The organism is Bacillus sp. RSS_NA_20, from assembly GCF_020165915.1.
In the GTDB taxonomy this organism is placed as follows: Bacteria; Bacillota; Bacilli; order Bacillales; family Bacillaceae; genus Bacillus; species Bacillus altitudinis.
Genome location: NZ_JAIUKW010000005.1, coordinates 1,058,333 through 1,074,601 on the forward strand (window position 1 = coordinate 1,058,333; position 16,269 = coordinate 1,074,601).

18 protein-coding genes are annotated in these 16,269 nt (G+C 41.0%); 6 read left to right on the forward strand and 12 right to left on the reverse strand.

All coding sequences use genetic code 11. The annotated features are described in order from the left end of the window. Positions 1–187 precede the first annotated feature (187 nt). On the forward strand, positions 188–535 hold the full coding sequence (locus LCD32_RS11005; protein WP_003217285.1) for a hypothetical protein: 348 nt from the start codon (positions 188–190) through the stop codon (positions 533–535). Further along, positions 532–1,032 carry an endolytic transglycosylase MltG gene (locus LCD32_RS11010; RefSeq protein WP_008342335.1) on the forward strand — a complete coding sequence of 167 codons (501 nt, stop codon included), beginning with the start codon at positions 532–534 and terminating at the stop codon, positions 1,030–1,032. Before LCD32_RS11005 ends, LCD32_RS11010 begins: the two co-directional genes overlap by 4 nt. Positions 1,033–1,077: 45 nt before the next feature. Here the strand turns inward: LCD32_RS11010 and pstB (LCD32_RS11015) are convergent, their stop codons facing one another. The 9 genes from pstB (LCD32_RS11015) to LCD32_RS11055 all read right to left on the reverse strand — a co-directional run bounded on the left by pstB (LCD32_RS11015) (position 1,078) and on the right by LCD32_RS11055 (position 10,679). Beyond that, positions 1,078–1,860, reverse strand: a complete 783-nt coding sequence (gene pstB / locus LCD32_RS11015; protein ID WP_017367606.1) for a phosphate ABC transporter ATP-binding protein PstB — start codon at positions 1,858–1,860, stop codon at positions 1,078–1,080. Between the two features lie 15 nt (positions 1,861–1,875). Further along, complete coding sequence (pstB, locus tag LCD32_RS11020) at positions 1,876–2,688, reverse strand: phosphate ABC transporter ATP-binding protein PstB (RefSeq protein ID WP_060781194.1); 813 nt, start codon at positions 2,686–2,688, stop codon at positions 1,876–1,878. Positions 2,689–2,711: 23 nt separating this feature from the next. Further along, the gene (gene pstA, locus LCD32_RS11025; RefSeq protein WP_007501259.1) at positions 2,712–3,596 is read right to left on the reverse strand and encodes a phosphate ABC transporter permease PstA; all 885 of its coding nucleotides are present in this window, start codon (positions 3,594–3,596) and stop codon (positions 2,712–2,714) included. Further along, positions 3,596–4,522 (reverse strand): phosphate ABC transporter permease subunit PstC, encoded by a 927-nt coding sequence (gene pstC / locus LCD32_RS11030; protein ID WP_017357999.1) that lies wholly within the window; start codon positions 4,520–4,522, stop codon positions 3,596–3,598. The genes pstA and pstC overlap by 1 nt, the downstream gene beginning before the upstream one ends. 79 nt (positions 4,523–4,601) lie before the next feature. Next, complete coding sequence (locus LCD32_RS11035; RefSeq protein ID WP_007501261.1) at positions 4,602–5,519, reverse strand: phosphate ABC transporter substrate-binding protein; 918 nt, start codon at positions 5,517–5,519, stop codon at positions 4,602–4,604. Between the two features lie 214 nt (positions 5,520–5,733). Beyond that, positions 5,734–7,869 carry a peptidoglycan D,D-transpeptidase FtsI family protein gene (locus LCD32_RS11040; RefSeq protein ID WP_035702956.1) on the reverse strand — a complete coding sequence of 712 codons (2,136 nt, stop codon included), beginning with the start codon at positions 7,867–7,869 and terminating at the stop codon, positions 5,734–5,736. 122 nt (positions 7,870–7,991) lie between these two features. Next, positions 7,992–9,278 carry an MFS transporter gene (locus tag LCD32_RS11045; RefSeq protein WP_008342348.1) on the reverse strand — a complete coding sequence of 429 codons (1,287 nt, stop codon included), beginning with the start codon at positions 9,276–9,278 and terminating at the stop codon, positions 7,992–7,994. Positions 9,279–9,401: 123 nt separating this feature from the next. Beyond that, positions 9,402–10,010, reverse strand: coding sequence for a superoxide dismutase SodA (gene sodA, locus LCD32_RS11050; protein ID WP_007501264.1), 609 nt, complete (start codon positions 10,008–10,010; stop codon positions 9,402–9,404). A 183-nt stretch (positions 10,011–10,193) separates the two neighbouring features. Further along, positions 10,194–10,679, reverse strand: a complete 486-nt coding sequence (locus LCD32_RS11055; protein WP_224563767.1) for a DUF456 domain-containing protein — start codon at positions 10,677–10,679, stop codon at positions 10,194–10,196. Between the two features lie 143 nt (positions 10,680–10,822). Here LCD32_RS11055 and LCD32_RS11060 point away from each other — a divergent pair, with 143 nt between their 5' ends. After that, the gene (locus LCD32_RS11060) at positions 10,823–11,575 is read left to right on the forward strand and encodes a DUF1189 domain-containing protein (RefSeq protein WP_178930333.1); all 753 of its coding nucleotides are present in this window, start codon (positions 10,823–10,825) and stop codon (positions 11,573–11,575) included. A gap of 240 nt (positions 11,576–11,815) precedes the next feature. On the opposite strand, the gene LCD32_RS11065 is transcribed toward LCD32_RS11060, so the two are convergent. After that, positions 11,816–12,361: a GNAT family N-acetyltransferase gene (locus LCD32_RS11065; RefSeq protein WP_224563773.1), complete on the reverse strand. Its 546-nt coding sequence runs from the start codon at positions 12,359–12,361 to the stop codon at positions 11,816–11,818. A 184-nt stretch (positions 12,362–12,545) separates the two neighbouring features. Here LCD32_RS11065 and LCD32_RS11070 point away from each other — a divergent pair, with 184 nt between their 5' ends. Both LCD32_RS11070 and ispG read left to right on the forward strand, forming a co-directional pair. Further along, complete coding sequence (locus LCD32_RS11070) at positions 12,546–12,848, forward strand: hypothetical protein (protein ID WP_007501268.1); 303 nt, start codon at positions 12,546–12,548, stop codon at positions 12,846–12,848. Between the two features lie 106 nt (positions 12,849–12,954). After that, complete coding sequence (gene ispG, locus LCD32_RS11075; RefSeq protein WP_008342357.1) at positions 12,955–14,070, forward strand: flavodoxin-dependent (E)-4-hydroxy-3-methylbut-2-enyl-diphosphate synthase; 1,116 nt, start codon at positions 12,955–12,957, stop codon at positions 14,068–14,070. Positions 14,071–14,118: 48 nt separating this feature from the next. Here the strand turns inward: ispG and LCD32_RS11080 are convergent, their stop codons facing one another. Continuing rightward, on the reverse strand, positions 14,119–14,481 hold the full coding sequence (locus LCD32_RS11080; RefSeq protein ID WP_008342359.1) for a DUF308 domain-containing protein: 363 nt from the start codon (positions 14,479–14,481) through the stop codon (positions 14,119–14,121). Positions 14,482–14,620: 139 nt separating this feature from the next. Between LCD32_RS11080 and LCD32_RS11085 the strand changes: the two genes are divergently transcribed. After that, the gene (locus tag LCD32_RS11085; protein ID WP_025207634.1) at positions 14,621–15,199 is read left to right on the forward strand and encodes a 5' nucleotidase, NT5C type; all 579 of its coding nucleotides are present in this window, start codon (positions 14,621–14,623) and stop codon (positions 15,197–15,199) included. Between the two features lie 24 nt (positions 15,200–15,223). On the opposite strand, the gene LCD32_RS11090 is transcribed toward LCD32_RS11085, so the two are convergent. Beyond that, positions 15,224–16,141, reverse strand: a complete 918-nt coding sequence (locus tag LCD32_RS11090) for an ROK family protein (RefSeq protein WP_025207635.1) — start codon at positions 16,139–16,141, stop codon at positions 15,224–15,226. Positions 16,142–16,269: the final 128 nt, after the last annotated feature.

Consider the following 16,269-nt stretch of genomic DNA (forward strand, 5'->3'; position numbering starts at 1 on the left):
GGTAAGGTTTTCATACTTGGTTTCCCTATAAAAAGAAAAATGATGAAAAAAAGGTGATTTTTTCAGCAATTCCTTTTGAAACTAGCTTTTTTATGGTATAAAAAAGAAGGGTCGAAAACTGTCTGAAACAATCATGAGAGCCTTTTTTGGCTTTCAGCATTAAAATATGAATAAAAGGTGATGAAACATGGAAATTGCAATTATCGGATTGCTTGTTGTCAGTATTGTACTGATCGCATTCTCATATTTTCAAAGAGAGCCGATTAAAGAAGTCGAACAGGAACTTGAAACACTTCAACTATCTGCAATGCAAGAAATCTATAAACTGAAAAAGAAAATGAAGGTTCTTGAAGAAGAATTGCTTGAAACAAACATCGTTGTCCGCAAGCATTCAGAAATTGATCCATCTATTGCAAGACAAATCATTTCAAAGCATCAAAATGGCATGTCTCCTGAGGCGATTGCGCGCGCTGAGCATGTATCTGTAGAAGATGTGAACATGATCATTAAAGACAACGAGAGGGTGCTTGTATGACGAAAAAAAGCATCCAAACGTTTGCAGCAGGTATGATTCTTGCAACTGGTGTTCTGGCGATCGTCTTTTTCCTTACTGGAAAAGATGAAGCGGCAGCTGATTCTACAACAAAAGAAACCCTCGCAGCAAAAGTGACAGACACTGACGTGAAAAATTACTTAGACTCTAAAAAAGAAGTCTCCGTCAGCCGTGAAACATATCAACAACTTCTTGATTATAAAGAAAAAGCGCTGAAAGCAAATGAAGACGGCGATTCTCAGAACGATAAACAAACAACGGACAAGCCAAAAGGCAAAACGGTTAAATTCGTGATTAAAAACGGTATGAGCACAAGTGATGTTTCAGACATGCTTGAAAAGGACGGAATCATCAACTCGTCTAAAGATTTTAATGATTACGTGATAGACGCAGGCTACCATAAAGAAATTCGTGCCGGCAAATTCAATTTAAAAACAGGTATGACATTCAAACAAATTGTCAAAGCCTTAACAAAATAACATCAAAAAACCCCCTGGCGGCATTGACCTCCAGGGGGTTTTTGATTATCCAAATCGTCCTGATATATAATCATTTGTTCTTTGATCATTTGGCTCTGAAAACATCACATTCGTATCATTGACCTCAACAAGCTCGCCCATCAAAAAGAACGCTGTTCGGTCTGATACCCTTGCCGCTTGCTGCATATTATGCGTCACAATGGCAATCGTATATTTCTCTTTTAGTTTCATGATTAATTCTTCAATCTTTAATGTTGAAACAGGATCAAGCGCAGATGTTGGTTCATCCATTAATAGAATATCCGGGCTTGTGGCAATGGCTCTTGCGATACAAAGACGCTGCTGCTGACCACCAGAAAGACCTAATGCAGGCGCACTTAATCGATCTTTCACTTCATCCCAAAGGGCAACATCACGAAGCGCTTTTTCAGCGATTTCTTTCAATTGCTGCTTGCTCTTCACCCCGTGAATTCTTGGCCCGTAGACGACATTATCAAAGATAGATTGAGGGAATGGGTTTCCTTTTTGAAAGACCATCCCGACGTTTTTACGCAGTTCCACTAGATCGACACGGCCTTTTAAAATATTGTCACCGTTATACATCATATCCCCCGTGATTTTCACACCTGGCACTGTTTTGACCATGAGATTTAAGGTCTTTATAAATGTTGACTTTCCGCAGCCGGACGGACCGATAATCGCTGTGACCTCATGCTCTTTAATGTCTAAATCAATATGCTTCAGTGCGTGATGTTGTCCGTACCAAAGGTTCATATCATTCACACGAAACACTTCTTTTTTGGCTGTTTCAGTTGCTACTGCATTCATCAAAATCCACCCGCCTTATCCGAATCGACCATTAATATAGTCTTCTGTTTTTTGCTGCGCAGGACGTGTAAAGATACGTTCAGTCGCATCGTATTCCACTAGATCACCGTTCAGGAAAAAGGCTGTATGATCAGATACACGTAACGCTTGCTGCATATTGTGTGTGACAATGACAATCGAATAATCATGTTTTAATTCCGATAATAGCTCTTCAATTTTTGCATTTGAGATCGGGTCTAAGGCAGAAGCCGGTTCATCTAATAAAAGCACGCTAGGTTTCATCGCAAGGGTACGTGCAATACAGAGACGCTGCTGCTGGCCACCTGATAATGATAAAGCAGAGCGGTGCAAGCGATCTTTGACCTCATCCCATAGCGCTGCCTTTGTTAAGCTTTCTTCTACCGCATCATCAAGCACTGATTTCCTTTTTTCACCCGCATATTTTAGCGCATGCGTAATGTTGTTGTAGATGGATTTAGGAAATGGATTTGGCTTTTGGAAGACCATCCCGATTTCTCTTCTTAAATTCACCACATTAATACGGTCATCCAAAATATTTAACCCTTCGTACATGATCGCCCCTTCACTTCGTGCACTTGGAATTAGGTCGTTCATGCGGTTAATGCTGCGTAAAAAAGTCGATTTTCCGCACCCTGATGGGCCGATTAATGCAGTAATTGCATTTTTTTCAATTTCAAATGAAATTTGATTGACTGCTCTTTTTTCACCATAATAAATACTTAAATCCTGCACCTGTAGAATCTGTTCCGCTTGAAGTGGAGCCTTTTTTGCTGCAATCTCTTTTTTTTCTGCTAGCATTTGAACCATTTCCCCTTCACACCTCTCACTATTTATTTTGACGTAAGCTTCTTATGAATAAATGAACCAAGCCATCTAGCTGCTAAGTTGAATACTAATACAGAGAGCACAAGTACGGCTGATGCACCATTTGCAATGGCCTCTGCATCTGGAATAATCCCCTGTGTATTGACGTTCCATATATGAACGGCTAATGTTTCTGCCGGTCTAAAAATATTCAGTGGTGACGTATCGGAGAAAGGACTCCAGTTTGTAAAATCAAGACGCGGTGTTGAAAGACCTGCTGTGAAAAGAAGAGCAGCCGCCTCACCGAAAACTCTTCCCGATGCTAAAATCGCTCCGGTAATAATGGATGGAATCGCACCTGGGATCAGAACCGTCTTCACTGTATGCCACTTTGTCACACCGAGCGCAAGCGATGCTTCCTTTTGATCCTTCGGTACAGATCGAAGTGCATCTTCTGTCACCCTGACCATCACTGGCAGGTTAAAGACAGTCAGCGCAAGGGCTCCTCCGATGATCGTATAGCCCCATCCTGTTAAATTAACAAACATCAGCAAACCAAACATACCGATGACGATCGATGGCAGAGACGATAACACTTCAATACATGTACGAATAAAATCAGTCACTTTGTTTTGAGGTGCATATTCTGCCATGTACACCCCGCCGCCCACGCCAAGAGGCACGGTAAACAGCATTGTAATAAATAGAATGTAAAACGAGTTAAACAGCTGATCCCTAATACCGCCGCCAGAGCCAATCGCACTTGAGCGTGTAGTCAAAAAGTCAAAATTTAATTCTTTGGCACCGTTGAAGATGATATAAGAAAACAAGCCAACAAGTATCGCCGTAATAATGGCGGCACATAATCCAAAAACAATTGTGGCAAAACGATCGGTCATTTTGCTATTCATTAAATCTTCCTCCTAGATGACAAGTATCTGATAATGAGTATGAACATAAATGATACAACTAGAAGGACAAGTCCCATTGACCAAAGTGTATTGTTTTCAACACTTCCATACGTTGTATGTCCCATGTTTAACGTAATAATGGTTGTTAATGTACCAGCTGTGTCCATAATACTTTCTGGTAGATTACGCGTGTTTCCAATGACCATCTGAACGGCAAGGGCTTCTCCAAATGCTCTTGCCATTCCAAGCACGACCGCTGTCATTAATGTCGGAAGCGCTGCCGGTACAAGAACACGTCTGATCGTTTGCCATCTTGTTGCGCCTAATGCATACGATCCCTCACGTAAACTTTTTGGAAGTGAAGCCATTGCATCAGTTGCAATGGATGTAACAGTCGGCAAAATCATAATAGATAGGACAATCGTTCCTGCTAGAACACTGTGCCCTGAACCGCTTGACTTAAAGTGTCCAATAAACGGCACCAATACTGTAAGACCTATGAATCCGTAAACAACGGATGGAATCCCTACAAGCAATTCAATCACTGGCTGGAGAATTTTCCGTCCCCATGCAGGTGCAATTTCTGTCATGAAGATCGCTCCTGCGATGCCTAGCGGTGCTGCTATGAGTGCTGATAGAAGCGTGACAGCGATTGAACCAAAGATAAACGGAAATGCGCCGTATTGCGGATTTTCCGCTGTAGGGTTCCAATTGATACTGGTTAAGAACTCAATTGGGCTTACACCATTTACGATGAAAGATTGTAAACCCTTAATGCCAAGGAAGATTGTGATGGCAATTGATACAGCAATCATTAAGAATGCGCAAAATTTCACCAAAATACTTCCTCTTACTTCATCCATTTGCCTATTTTTTTTCGAGCTGATCAGTCGATCGCTCGCTTCTGTATGTTCTATCTGTTTCATCTTTTTCTACACTCCTATGAATGTCATAAAAGGAAAAGTGAAAAGCTCCACTTTTCCTTCATCATCAATTCAAGACCTTTTACTTATCTGTTTGTTTGCCTGTTGCGTCTCTTTCTACTTTCATATTAGAGACTGAGATGTAGCCTTGGTCTTTAACGATTTCTTTTTGTACTTCGTCACTCATCAAGTAATCTAAAAATTGTTTTGCTAAACCGTCTGGCTCACCTTTTGTATAAGAGTGCTCGTATGCCCAAATTGTATATTTACCGCTTTCTACATTGCTTTCTTCTGGTTTCACACCATCAATGCTAAGCGGTGTAATTTTGTCATCTGTTAAATAAGAGAATGCTAGGTACCCAATCGCACCTGGTGTTTCTGCAATCAACTTTTTCACTGTGTTTGAAGAATCCTCTGTGATTCCTTCTGCAGGTGTCGCGCCGTCAAGTGCATATTTCACAAATGTTGCACGAGTTCCTGATGAGTCTGGTCTGTTCACAAGTGTGATTTTTTGGTCTTTCCCGCCAAGCTCTTTCCAGTTTTTGATTTTACCAGTGAAGATTTTTTTCAATTCGTCCTTTGTGATGTCTTTGACACCAACTTCAGGGTTAACAGCTGCCGCCATTCCAACAACTGCTACTTTGTGGTCTTTTAAAGCTTTTGCGTCGATTCCGTCTTTCTCTTCTGCGAATACATCTGAGTTCCCAATTTGTACAGATCCTTCTGATACTTGAGAAAGTCCTGTTCCTGAACCGCCGGCTTGTACTTGAATATCGGCTTTTGGATGTTTATCCATGAATTTTTCTGCTGCCGCAAGAACTAAAGGCTGCATCGCAGATGATCCTGAGATGGTAATGGAACCTGATGCCTCATCTTTGTTTGAAGCATTTCCTTTACTGTCTTTTGAATCTCCGCTTGAGCTGCTGTTTCCGCATGCTGTGACGAATGCTAACAATGCGATAGTAAGGAAAGTAAGCAGCCATAATTTGTTCTTTTTCATTTCAAGAATACCCCCTGAATAATTTGTCCTACGAGTAATACATTAAAGGTTCTTTATTAATTTCGTTTAAATGGAATGTTAAGGTTTTGTAAATGTCGAAGATTTGTAGAGAAATTGCGGGGTTTTTTATGATTTTTGTCAATTTATATCGAAAAGTTTGAAGAAAATATAAAAAAACGCCCACAAAAAGTGAGCGTTTTTACCTAGAATAGGTCTAGTTATTTGTTTCTGCTTCATTTTCAATTTTGTTTTTGTTCTTCGCTTGTGTATCATTGCTTTCCTGTTTTGATTTCAGTTCAAAGTACTTGTCTAATACTTGTTCACCAATATCATTTGTAATCGGATAGCGCTGGTTGTAATCTTGATACACCCAAGGCACGACAACTGAAATCGCTACTTCTGGATTATCAGCAGGCGCATACGCAACAAGTGTTGTGTTATACGTCGGTGTGCCGCGTTTGCTTTTAATCGGGCCGTCATAGAATGATTGAGCGGTCCCTGTTTTGCCAGCTGGATTGTATTTTTTGTTGCCAAAGTTCGAATATGCTGTCCCTCTTGGGTTCTGCATCACAAGCTTGAATCCTTGCTGTACGCGTTTGATCTCATCACTTGTCATATCGAGCTTATTCAGTACATCCGGCTTGACGGACTCTGTTACAGCCCCAATGCCTCTTTGCGGATCTGGCTCTCTCACTTCTTTTACGAGCTGAGGACGTAAACGATAGCCGCCATTGGCAATCGTTGAAACGTATTGCGCCATTTGCAGCGGTGTAAACGTGTCATATTGTCCAATCGCATAGTCAAGTAAAAGACCGGATTGTGTAGACGTTCCACGATAGCCAGTTGCTTCGTTTGGCAGGTCAATACCTGTCTCCACTCCAAGACCAAATTTACTAAAATTGTAACGGAACGTATCAAACGCCTTTGTATCAATTGGGAGCGGCTGATTCTTACGATATTCCCCTTTCCCAATTGCAATCGCTGTTTTAAACATATACACGTTTGATGAACGTTCTAGTGCGGTTAAATCATTAATGAGTCCCATATTTTGATAGGATTTTTTCGGCGGTGACTGAGCGATATAGAGCGGTTCATCGTATTGGGTGCTTCCAATGTGAAGGACGCCTGTTTTATAACCTGTCAGTACCGTTGCCCCTTTTACTGCTGATCCCATCGCATATGATGATGTCATCGTTCCTAGTGCATAGTCATCAAATTTGTATGTCCCATTCTTATTGGTAATCTGTTTACCCGCAATCGAGAGCACTTCCCCATTTCTCGGGTCCATCATGACAACAAACGCACGATCAAGAAGTTCTGTGCCGCCTCTTTGCTTCGCACTTTTCAAGTTCTTTTCGATGATTTTTTCCACCGCTTTTTGCAGCTGAATATCAATCGTCAGCACAAGGTCTTTTCCGCTCTTTCCTTCTGTTAACACTTTAGAGCTTGTGACATTGCCTTCTTTATCCGTTGTACTTTGTTCTTTTTCTTTTTGACCTTGCAGGACATCTTCATATTGATATTCAAGATAGCTTTTTCCTACACGATCATTTCGGCTGTAGCCGAGTGATAGATAATGTTCAAGCAGTGACGACGGAAGACCTTCATCACTTGAAGACACACTGCCGAGCATACTGCGGAGCAGTCCTTTATAAGGATAGCTGCGTGACCAGTCTGTTGTGACATCTACACCTGGCAGCTCGTCCAAATGCTCAGAGACGTAAGCAATTTCACTTGGTTTAACATCTTCGTTTTTAATGAATTGAGGCGTAAGTGCATAGCCTGCATCCATTTGTCTTTTAATCGCAAGCACTTGCAAATCTTTTTTCGTCAGTTGATTTAATTCCTTGTCTGTGATGCGTTTTAGCTGGAGCTCGTATAGTTTATCATCAGAGACCTTTTCGTCACCCTTTAAATCGGCTTCTTTTTGAACAAGCTTTTTCGCTTCATTCGGATGGGTTAAGATCCAGAAATCTTTTTTATCACGATCTGTGATTTTCTTCGTACTTACATGAATCATATCTGCTAATTTTGTTGCCACTTTGAGCCGCTCTTCTTGTGAAGTCGTCGAGGTTCTCGTATATGTAATGGCATTTAGCGCTTTATTGCTGACAATCGTGTTATAGTTTCGATCATAAATTTTTCCGCGCGGAGCAGATGAGCTGACATTTACGTCTTCTTGTTTTTCTGCCTGCTTTTTATAATCTTCTCCATTCACAATCTGCACAAAACCGAGTCTGACCACAACACCGGTAAAAATAATAAACGCAGCTAAAAATAATAAATTCAGCCGGATCGGAAGTGTTTTGCGCCCTTCCTTCGCGTCTTTTTTGTTTTTCTTGTTTCTCATCACATCACCTTTTCTATCAAGAAAGAAATGGCACCCCTTTTTGTGTATAAAAGGTGCCATCATCATTTTAGCGGTTTTTCTATCATTTATCTAGAAATTTGATGTTCCATTGGTAAGAAATTTTACCTTTCTCCCTTCATAAGGTTCGTTTGAGAAACAGGCTTTTGACCGTCAGCCTCTTCTATATCAGCTGTTTTCTCTTTTAAATGAATGTCCTTTACAAAATAATAAATAAGGGTGTGCCCCGCTCCGAGTACGACAAGTGAAGCAGGAATCCCAAGCCGATCGCCCAGTAAGGTGACAGATAAAAGAAAAAAGACAATCGAACAAATACGCCCGGCATTTAAAAATAGTTCTCTGACGACAATATATTCAATTCGGGCTTTCCTTGCATATCTGGCATGACCGATGACATCGTAAGTTAAAGAGACATACGGAACAAGCAGAAGCGGGTAGCCGATCGCAATGGCTACAGCGTACATAAGCAGTGATACATAGGACAAGTGAAAGACGATTAAAAATAAAGCGCCGTATAAAATAAGCCCGCCAAACATAATCGCTTTTTTACGCCATTTTTTCTTAATCAAACGGGTAGCAAAAAAATAGGCGAAAAAGGCAACACCTGAATTGACTAGACCAAATGTGCCTAAAGCAAGCTCACTGTTTGTTGCAATAAACACAAAGACACTGATTAAAAAGACAAACACGCCTTCACGGAGCCCCTGAAAAAAGTGAGCAGTTGTGATCTTACGCCAATTCTCGTCCGCATGGCGCTCTTTCCAAATTTGCTTAATGATAAATTTTCCTTTTGATTGTCTCCTCTTGAGGAAAAAACTCATCACAACCGCTAGTGAAAACAAAAAAAGCGATAAAGTGAAAATCACTGTATAGCCTGTATCATCCGTTAATTGAGAAATCACAATTCCTGCAATGAGCGGCCCAATCATACCAGCTGTAGAGGTAAGCACTCCTAAAAATCCATTAAAGAAATCCCTTGTTTCAGGTTCAGTGATCTCAAAAGTGAGCACGTTAAAGGCAAGCCAGTAAAAACCATAGCCGATTCCAAGCACACTGCCTAATAACACGAGCCGAGCTGCCGCTTGCTCTCCTGCCATGAGAACAATTAAGTAAAAAGCGGCTAAGAAGATGACACCGAAACGAAGGACAAATGCACGATCTATTTTTTTAGCGAGCCGACCAGCAAATAAAAAGGTAATGGGCTGAAGGACAACGATCGCCAAGTTATAAATCGCAAGGTCTGTAAATCGCCCAGACTGTTTCCATAAATACACGTTCACAAACGTATTCGAAAGCGCAATCGCAAGTGCGTATAATCCGCCAATCGTGAGGAGGAGCAATAAATCTCTTGTGACATCCATGTCCCCGAACATTTTCTTTAATCTGCTCATATCATTCATTCTCCTTTTCTACACAATAGTCTGTCTCATCAAAAGGCAGATATGTAAAAAAAGGAGGGAAAATATAAAAAGACCCGCTCTCAGAGAGAAGCAGGTCTTTTCAAATCAAATCATTTATTTAGCTTCGCTGTAAAGGCGAGCCACTTCATCCCAGTTCACAACATTCCAGAATGCTGAAATGTAATCAGGACGACGGTTTTGGTAGTTTAGGTAGTAAGCATGCTCCCAAACGTCTAGTCCTAGGATTGGTGTTTTTCCTTCAGTTAAAGGAGAATCTTGGTTTGGTGTGCTTGTGATTTCAAGTTTGCCATTGTTCACAACAAGCCATGCCCAACCAGAACCAAAGCGTCCTGCAGCTGCTGCAGCGAAATCAGATTTGAATTTTTCAAATCCGCCTAATTCTTTTTCGATCGCATCTGCAAGTTCACCAGTTGGTGCGCCGCCACCGTTTGGTGAAAGAAGCGTCCAGAATAATGAGTGGTTCGCATGTCCTCCGCCATTGTTACGTACAGCTGTACGAATGTTTTCAGGCACAGAGTTCAAGTTAGCCACTAGCTCTTCAATTGATTGATCTTCAAGAGCTGATACACCTTCGATTGCTTTGTTTAAGTTTGTTACATAAGTGTTGTGGTGTTTTGTGTGGTGAATCGTCATTGTTTCCTTGTCGATATGTGGTTCTAATGCATCGTAAGCATATGGTAATTCTGGAAGTTTAAAAGCCATGGTTAAATTCCTCCTTAGAAATGTATGTACTGAAATGCTTCCTTAGTAAGCAAGCAATTCACCCTAATCAAAGAGTATCAAAAGAAACGGCTTGTTTCAACGTTATTGCTCATGATCTGAAACATTTCAGTGTTTATTTTGTATTTAACCCTTCAGAAAGAGTGTTAAACACCGATTTTCCATTTAGCGAAGCACATAAAACAAAAAGAGTCCCAGCATCAGTGCTTGAATCAACCCTTTTGCAAATACGCCTGACACAAAACCAATTAATGAGCCAAGCCCAACTTTCACACTTGTCTTCAGATCTTTTTGATGAACGAGCAGCTCTGCGATGACACTGCCGATAAATGGACCAATGATAATTCCAGCAATCGGAATCACAAAAGGACCGGCTAAAAGCCCAATGGTACTTCCCCAAATGGCCGCCCGGCTGCCGCCAAAGCGTTTCACCCCAATCAGATTGGAGACATAATCTGCGGCAAATAACACAGCTGTAAACATGGCTTGAATGAGCCAAAAGGTGAGCGTCAATTTCTCAAAGCTAAAAAAGAGCCCATATAAAATAAACCCAAGAACCATGAAAACCACACTAGGAATGATTGGATAGACAAGTCCCACAAACGCAATGATAAATGCACAGCCGATCAAAATCCAATACAGCACGTCCAATCCGCTGCCGCCTCCTTTTTATATGCTGTATACATTATGCCTCATTCCTTCTATCTTAACCAGTAATGAAGGCCGTACTTGTACTGGATGGATAGACATTGATACAATGTGAGAAATAGAAAAGAATGTAGGAAGTGAATCGGTTGAACGTATTTAGTTTATTGTTAAAAGGAATTTATTCACCAAAAGATATTGCCAGAGCACGTTTTACTGGGATTGGAAAGGCCATTTTATTCATCTTTATCCTTTCGATCATCGCAGCTGTCCCCCAGGGCTATCATATGAGCCAAGAGATTTCAAATGCGATGTCAGGATTTCAACATGTGATTAAAAAAGATTTACCCGACTTTTCCATTGAAAAAGGAACGCTTCAAGCGGATCAAAGCACACCGATCGAAAAAGAAGAAAATGGCATCACGATTATCTTTGATCCCGCTGAAAAAATAAAATCAAGTGAGCTTGAATCAAAACAAACAGCCATTGCGTTATTGAAAGAAAAAGCAGTGATTGCCATTGACGGACAAATGACAGATATTCCATACCAGCTGCTTGGCGGAACACTCACAAAAGATGAACTTGCCAGCGTCACAAACCAGAATCAAGCGATCATTATCCCTGTCATTTGTGTCCTGCTGTACCTATCTACTGCTGCTCTCATGTTCATCAGCGCAACATTCCTAGCCATGCTTGGCACATTTATTAAACGAATGCAGCAAAAAGAGCTGTCCTTTCAAATGCTTTGGAAGCTCTCTTCCTATTCACTCACATTAACAACCGTCTTTTTCGCCATCATGAGTGCATTAAACACGCCGGTTGCGAACTCATTTTTATTAAATTGGGTGATTAACTTTATTTTCTTATATCTTGTCGTTAAAGAAATACCTGCAAAAAAATAAGCTCCCTCATTTTGAGGAGCTTTCAGATTGTTGACAAAGGGCTAAAATATTGTTGATTTTAGCCCTTTGTCTTCTTTTCAGCGTGATAGAAAACCTTTGCAGTCTAGGAAGGACAGCTACTTTTACGGAGCGAATTTGTCATTCGTGAGTACCAGCGCACAGGACTGACAAAGAATGCGTGGGTTTGTCTACACGCTGTAAGCTCCCTCATTTCGGGGAGCTTTTTTATTTGTTTTGACCCTATGACTCATCTGGATGGATGATCGCAAACAAATAGTGATCCTCCCACTTATCATTGATCTTTACTTTTTTACGATGAAGTCCCTCATTTTCAAACCCTGTCTTCTCAAGCACACGAATGGAACCAATGTTAGATGGTTTTACGCCAGCTTCAATACGGTGAAGGTACAGTTCATAAAAGGCATAATCGATAATCAAACGAATCGCCTCTGTCACATACCCCTTCCCGCCTTGCTTTTCATCAAGTACATATCCAAGCAAAGCCCCTTGAATCGGTCCTCTTTCAACAGAATGGAGTGAGATCGTTCCAATTAATGCATCTGTTTCATTTAAGAAAATACCGTGCATATAGGCTTCATCTTTTGCACGCCTTTGCATACTACGGTTAATCCGTTCCTTTTGACGAGGTACAGTAAAAAAATCATCCTGAACCAAAGGTGTAAATTGCTGAAAATAGGTGCGATTCTCTCGTTCAAGTGTTAATAGAGCTTCTGCATCACTTTCTGTTAGTGTTCTTACATATATATTCTGACTGATTTTCTTCATATACTCTCCCCCTTTTTTTATTTTATCATAATAAAGAAAGCGCTTTGGCTTATCAAAAATTTTTCCGATTACAAGTCATAATAGAACTCACTAGAACCACCCTTCCTAGCTTTCTCACTCTTTTTGTTCTATCAACTCAGGGACAAACATACACTGAAGTAAACTCTTAAAAGCGGTGAGTAAAATGCGGCGAATTATTTTTTTACTAGTCAGTTTGTTTGTCCTCTTTATTATCTTTTTTGATTTAAAAAATGGAACGATCCCCGTTCAGGAAGGCCCTGCTGTTCCCGCCAGCGCCTTTCAAACAGCTGAAAAACAGGCATATAAAACTGTCACTGTTAAACAAGGACAAACCGTCGTCTCTATCGTACATACAAGTAAACCATTAGATGAAGTGATCGAAGACTTTGAAGCACTGAATCAAGGCGTCAAAGCGAACGAAATTCGGGCAGGCAGCACATACAAGTTTCCGGTCTATAAGAGATAAAACGTTAATTCCTTGTCATTCATACGAAGAGACTGTTACAATATGAGATGTAAAACACGTCGTACACTGCAAACGAATTGCATGTACACTAAGGAGCGATTGACAAGTGAGTGAAGTCACACATCGTACAAAAACGCGTCCCGTCAAAGTGGGACCTTTAACTATAGGTGGAAACAATGAAGTCGTCATTCAAAGTATGGCGACAACCAAAACACATGATGTCGAAGCGACAGTAGCTGAAATTAAACGTTTAGAAGAAGCTGGCTGTCAAATCGTGCGTGTCGCATGCCCAGATGAGCGTGCAGCAAATGCGATTGCGGACATTAAAAAACAAATCAACATTCCCCTTGTTGTCGACATTCATTTTGACTACAAGCTTGCACTGAAAGCCATTGAAGCAGGTGCAGACAAAATTCGTATCAACCCAGGAAACATCGGAAGAAGAGAAAAAGTCGAAGCTGTTGTGAAAGCGGCAAAAGAAAAAGGTATTCCAATTCGTATTGGGGTAAACGCCGGTTCACTCGAGAAAAAGATTCTTGATAAATACGGCTATCCAACAGCAGATGGTATGGTTGAAAGTGCACTGCATCACATTAAAATTTTAGAAGACCTAGACTTTCATGACATCATTGTCAGTATGAAAGCATCTGATGTAAACCTTGCGATTGAGGCATACGAAAAAGCAGCAAAAGCCTTTGATTATCCTCTTCATCTTGGGATTACAGAATCAGGTACGTTATTTGCAGGTACGGTCAAAAGTGCTGCTGGTCTTGGCGCAATCTTGAATATGGGGATTGGTAACACACTCCGTATTTCATTAAGTGCTGACCCGGTCGAAGAGGTCAAAGTGGCACGTGAATTATTAAAATCATTTGGCCTTGCATCAAATGCAGCCACACTCATCTCTTGTCCAACTTGTGGACGAATTGAAATTGACCTCATTAGCATTGCAAATGAAGTCGAAGAATATATTTCTAAAATTAAAGCACCAATTAAAGTAGCTGTTCTCGGATGTGCTGTAAACGGTCCGGGTGAAGCGCGTGAAGCTGATATCGGCATCGCTGGTGCTAGAGGTGAAGGCCTCTTATTCCGCAAAGGTGAAATTGTTCGGAAAGTACCAGAAGAAACAATGGTCGAAGAACTGAAAAAAGAAATCGATAAAATCGCTGAAGAACATTATGCAAAAATGGAAGCTGAAAAAGCAAAACAAGCGAACGCATAACAAAGAACGCCTGACATCACTGTCAGGCGTTTTTCTGTTCCTGTCCTGTTAAAAGAACGGGGTGATAAAGATGCCGAGGATGACGGAAACGATTCCGATCCCGATTGACCATGCGCCAAGCGCATGTGCTCCTTTTCTTCTTGCAATATAACCAACGACGATTGCCGCTACGCCTAATAGCACCGGCAAGACAAATAGTGAGATAATCGCAATCGCGAGTGCTGTATAGCCTATCCCCTTACTGCCTGAATCGTCACCTACATGGTCACGTTCTCTTCTGTCTTCACGATCTCTTGATGCTTGATATGGCTCTGCAATTTCAGCAGCTGTTTCCTCTAAATAGCCATCATCATTACTAAAGTGTGTGTCGATTTCACGATCATTTCTTCTGAAATCTTCGTCTCTTTCCATGATCAATTCCCCCTTTTGGTTAATAGAAAGGAGCTTTTTTAGTATGAGCAAAAATGTCTGTTTCATGTTTGCTAAAACTTGCTGGAATTGTGAATTGATTATGTTACACTTTAAGAGGATAAATATGAGGAGTGTGGGCATGTTACGTTTAGGAATTGATATCGATGGCACAGTCACGGCGCAGGACACCTTTGTCCCCTACTTAAATGAGTCGTTTCAATGTGACATCACACTAGATGATATGACGGAATATGATTTGACGAAGCTTTTAAAGATTTCAAATGAAGAATTTTGGGGCTGGATGAATGAGTATGAGCCTCTTATTTATAAACAGGCAAAGCCTGCCGAGGGTGCAAAAGAAATCCTCAATCAAATGAAACATCATCATCAATTGATTTATATCACAGCCAGAAGGCAGCATCACTCAGACATCACCTACAAATGGTTTGAGGAGAATCATGTCCATTATGACGATATCGAGCTTGTTGGCGGACATCATAAGGTGGCAGCTGTTCAAAAACATAAGATCGATGTGTTTTTTGAAGATCACCATGGTAATGCCACAATGATTGCAAAAGAAGCTGACATTCCAGTGATTCTGTTTAACTCACCGTATAATCAAATGCCAATTGATGAACGGATCATTCGCGTGAATAACTGGCAAGAAGCATCCCAATGGATCAAACAGTATGAAAAGCGTCTGCAAACTGCTTACTAAAACAGATCAAAAGCCGATACGTTTTTAATGTATCGGCTTTTTGATTGTACGATGATGTCCTTCTTTTATTAAAAAATGATAAAGTGCACCCATCATACCTGCCTGATTGAAGTAATAGCACGTTTCCAGTGTCACCTGTATGTTTTTCCATGCATGCAAAGTATGTAAATGTTTCTCAATGTTTGGAATCAAATCGGGCCTTGCACTCACGCCCCCGCCAATGAGGATTTTCTCTGGATTGAGAACTGTTGCCACATTGTAAATGCCAATTGCGATTCGCTTGTACCACTGATCGATCATCTTCTCAATGGCCGGATCTTGCTTGGCTTTTTCAAAGATTTCTTGACCGTCGATTTGCTGACTTTGTGGAATTCCTTGCTGCTCTTTGTAGCTTCGTATCAATCCAGCTGTCGAAGCACTGCTGTTGAGTGTCGTAAACTGACCGTTTTCTGTTTCTGTCAGCATCATGCCAAATTCACCGCCGCGAAAAGAGGCACCGCGAACAAGCTCTCCGCCAGCAAAAATACCGCCGCCGACACCAGTCCCAAGCGTCATACATATAAAGCTGTCACACTCTTTCGCATGACCACTAAATTTTTCAGCCAGAGCTGCACAGTTCGCATCATTTTCTACTTCTACACGAAGTGATGTTTTTTCTTCCAAAAGCGTTTTGACATTTTGGCCATTTAAAGCAATAATCGCTCCTGCAAATTCCGTATAACCCGTTTGACTGTCAACAAACCCCGGAAGACTCATCGCAATCCCTTTGATATCCCAAGTCCTTTGATACTCTTTCACCACGTTCTCCATGTCCTCTAAAAACGGCTCAAGCTGCCTGCAGTTTGTTTCGTAGTCGCCGCTCGTGATCAGCTCACCATGTCGATCCATGACCCCATGCTTTGTTTTTGTCCCGCCTACATCGAATACGATATAATACGCCACTTTTGACCCTCCCCCTATTTCTAAAGACTCAAATCTGCTTCTATAGATGATCTGTTGTTCTCATTTTAATGAAACAGCTATCCTTTGTAAAACGTTTTCAACATGACAAAACAAAAAGCCAGCCCATC

Coding starts and splice junctions, on each gene's coding strand:
- LCD32_RS11005 (WP_003217285.1), top strand. CDS start 188: ATGGAAATTGCAATTATCGGATTGCTTGTTGTCAGTATTGTACTGATC.
- LCD32_RS11010 (WP_008342335.1), top strand. CDS start 532: ATGACGAAAAAAAGCATCCAAACGTTTGCAGCAGGTATGATTCTTGCA.
- pstB (WP_017367606.1), bottom strand. CDS start 1,860: ATGAATGCAGTAGCAACTGAAACAGCCAAAAAAGAAGTGTTTCGTGTG.
- pstB (WP_060781194.1), bottom strand. CDS start 2,688: ATGGTTCAAATGCTAGCAGAAAAAAAAGAGATTGCAGCAAAAAAGGCT.
- pstA (WP_007501259.1), bottom strand. CDS start 3,596: ATGAATAGCAAAATGACCGATCGTTTTGCCACAATTGTTTTTGGATTA.
- pstC (WP_017357999.1), bottom strand. CDS start 4,522: ATGAAACAGATAGAACATACAGAAGCGAGCGATCGACTGATCAGCTCG.
- LCD32_RS11035 (WP_007501261.1), bottom strand. CDS start 5,519: ATGAAAAAGAACAAATTATGGCTGCTTACTTTCCTTACTATCGCATTG.
- LCD32_RS11040 (WP_035702956.1), bottom strand. CDS start 7,869: ATGAGAAACAAGAAAAACAAAAAAGACGCGAAGGAAGGGCGCAAAACA.
- LCD32_RS11045 (WP_008342348.1), bottom strand. CDS start 9,278: ATGAGCAGATTAAAGAAAATGTTCGGGGACATGGATGTCACAAGAGAT.
- sodA (WP_007501264.1), bottom strand. CDS start 10,010: ATGGCTTTTAAACTTCCAGAATTACCATATGCTTACGATGCATTAGAA.
- LCD32_RS11065 (WP_224563773.1), bottom strand. CDS start 12,361: ATGAAGAAAATCAGTCAGAATATATATGTAAGAACACTAACAGAAAGT.
- LCD32_RS11070 (WP_007501268.1), top strand. CDS start 12,546: ATGCGGCGAATTATTTTTTTACTAGTCAGTTTGTTTGTCCTCTTTATT.
- LCD32_RS11080 (WP_008342359.1), bottom strand. CDS start 14,481: ATGGAAAGAGACGAAGATTTCAGAAGAAATGATCGTGAAATCGACACA.
- LCD32_RS11085 (WP_025207634.1), top strand. CDS start 14,621: ATGTTACGTTTAGGAATTGATATCGATGGCACAGTCACGGCGCAGGAC.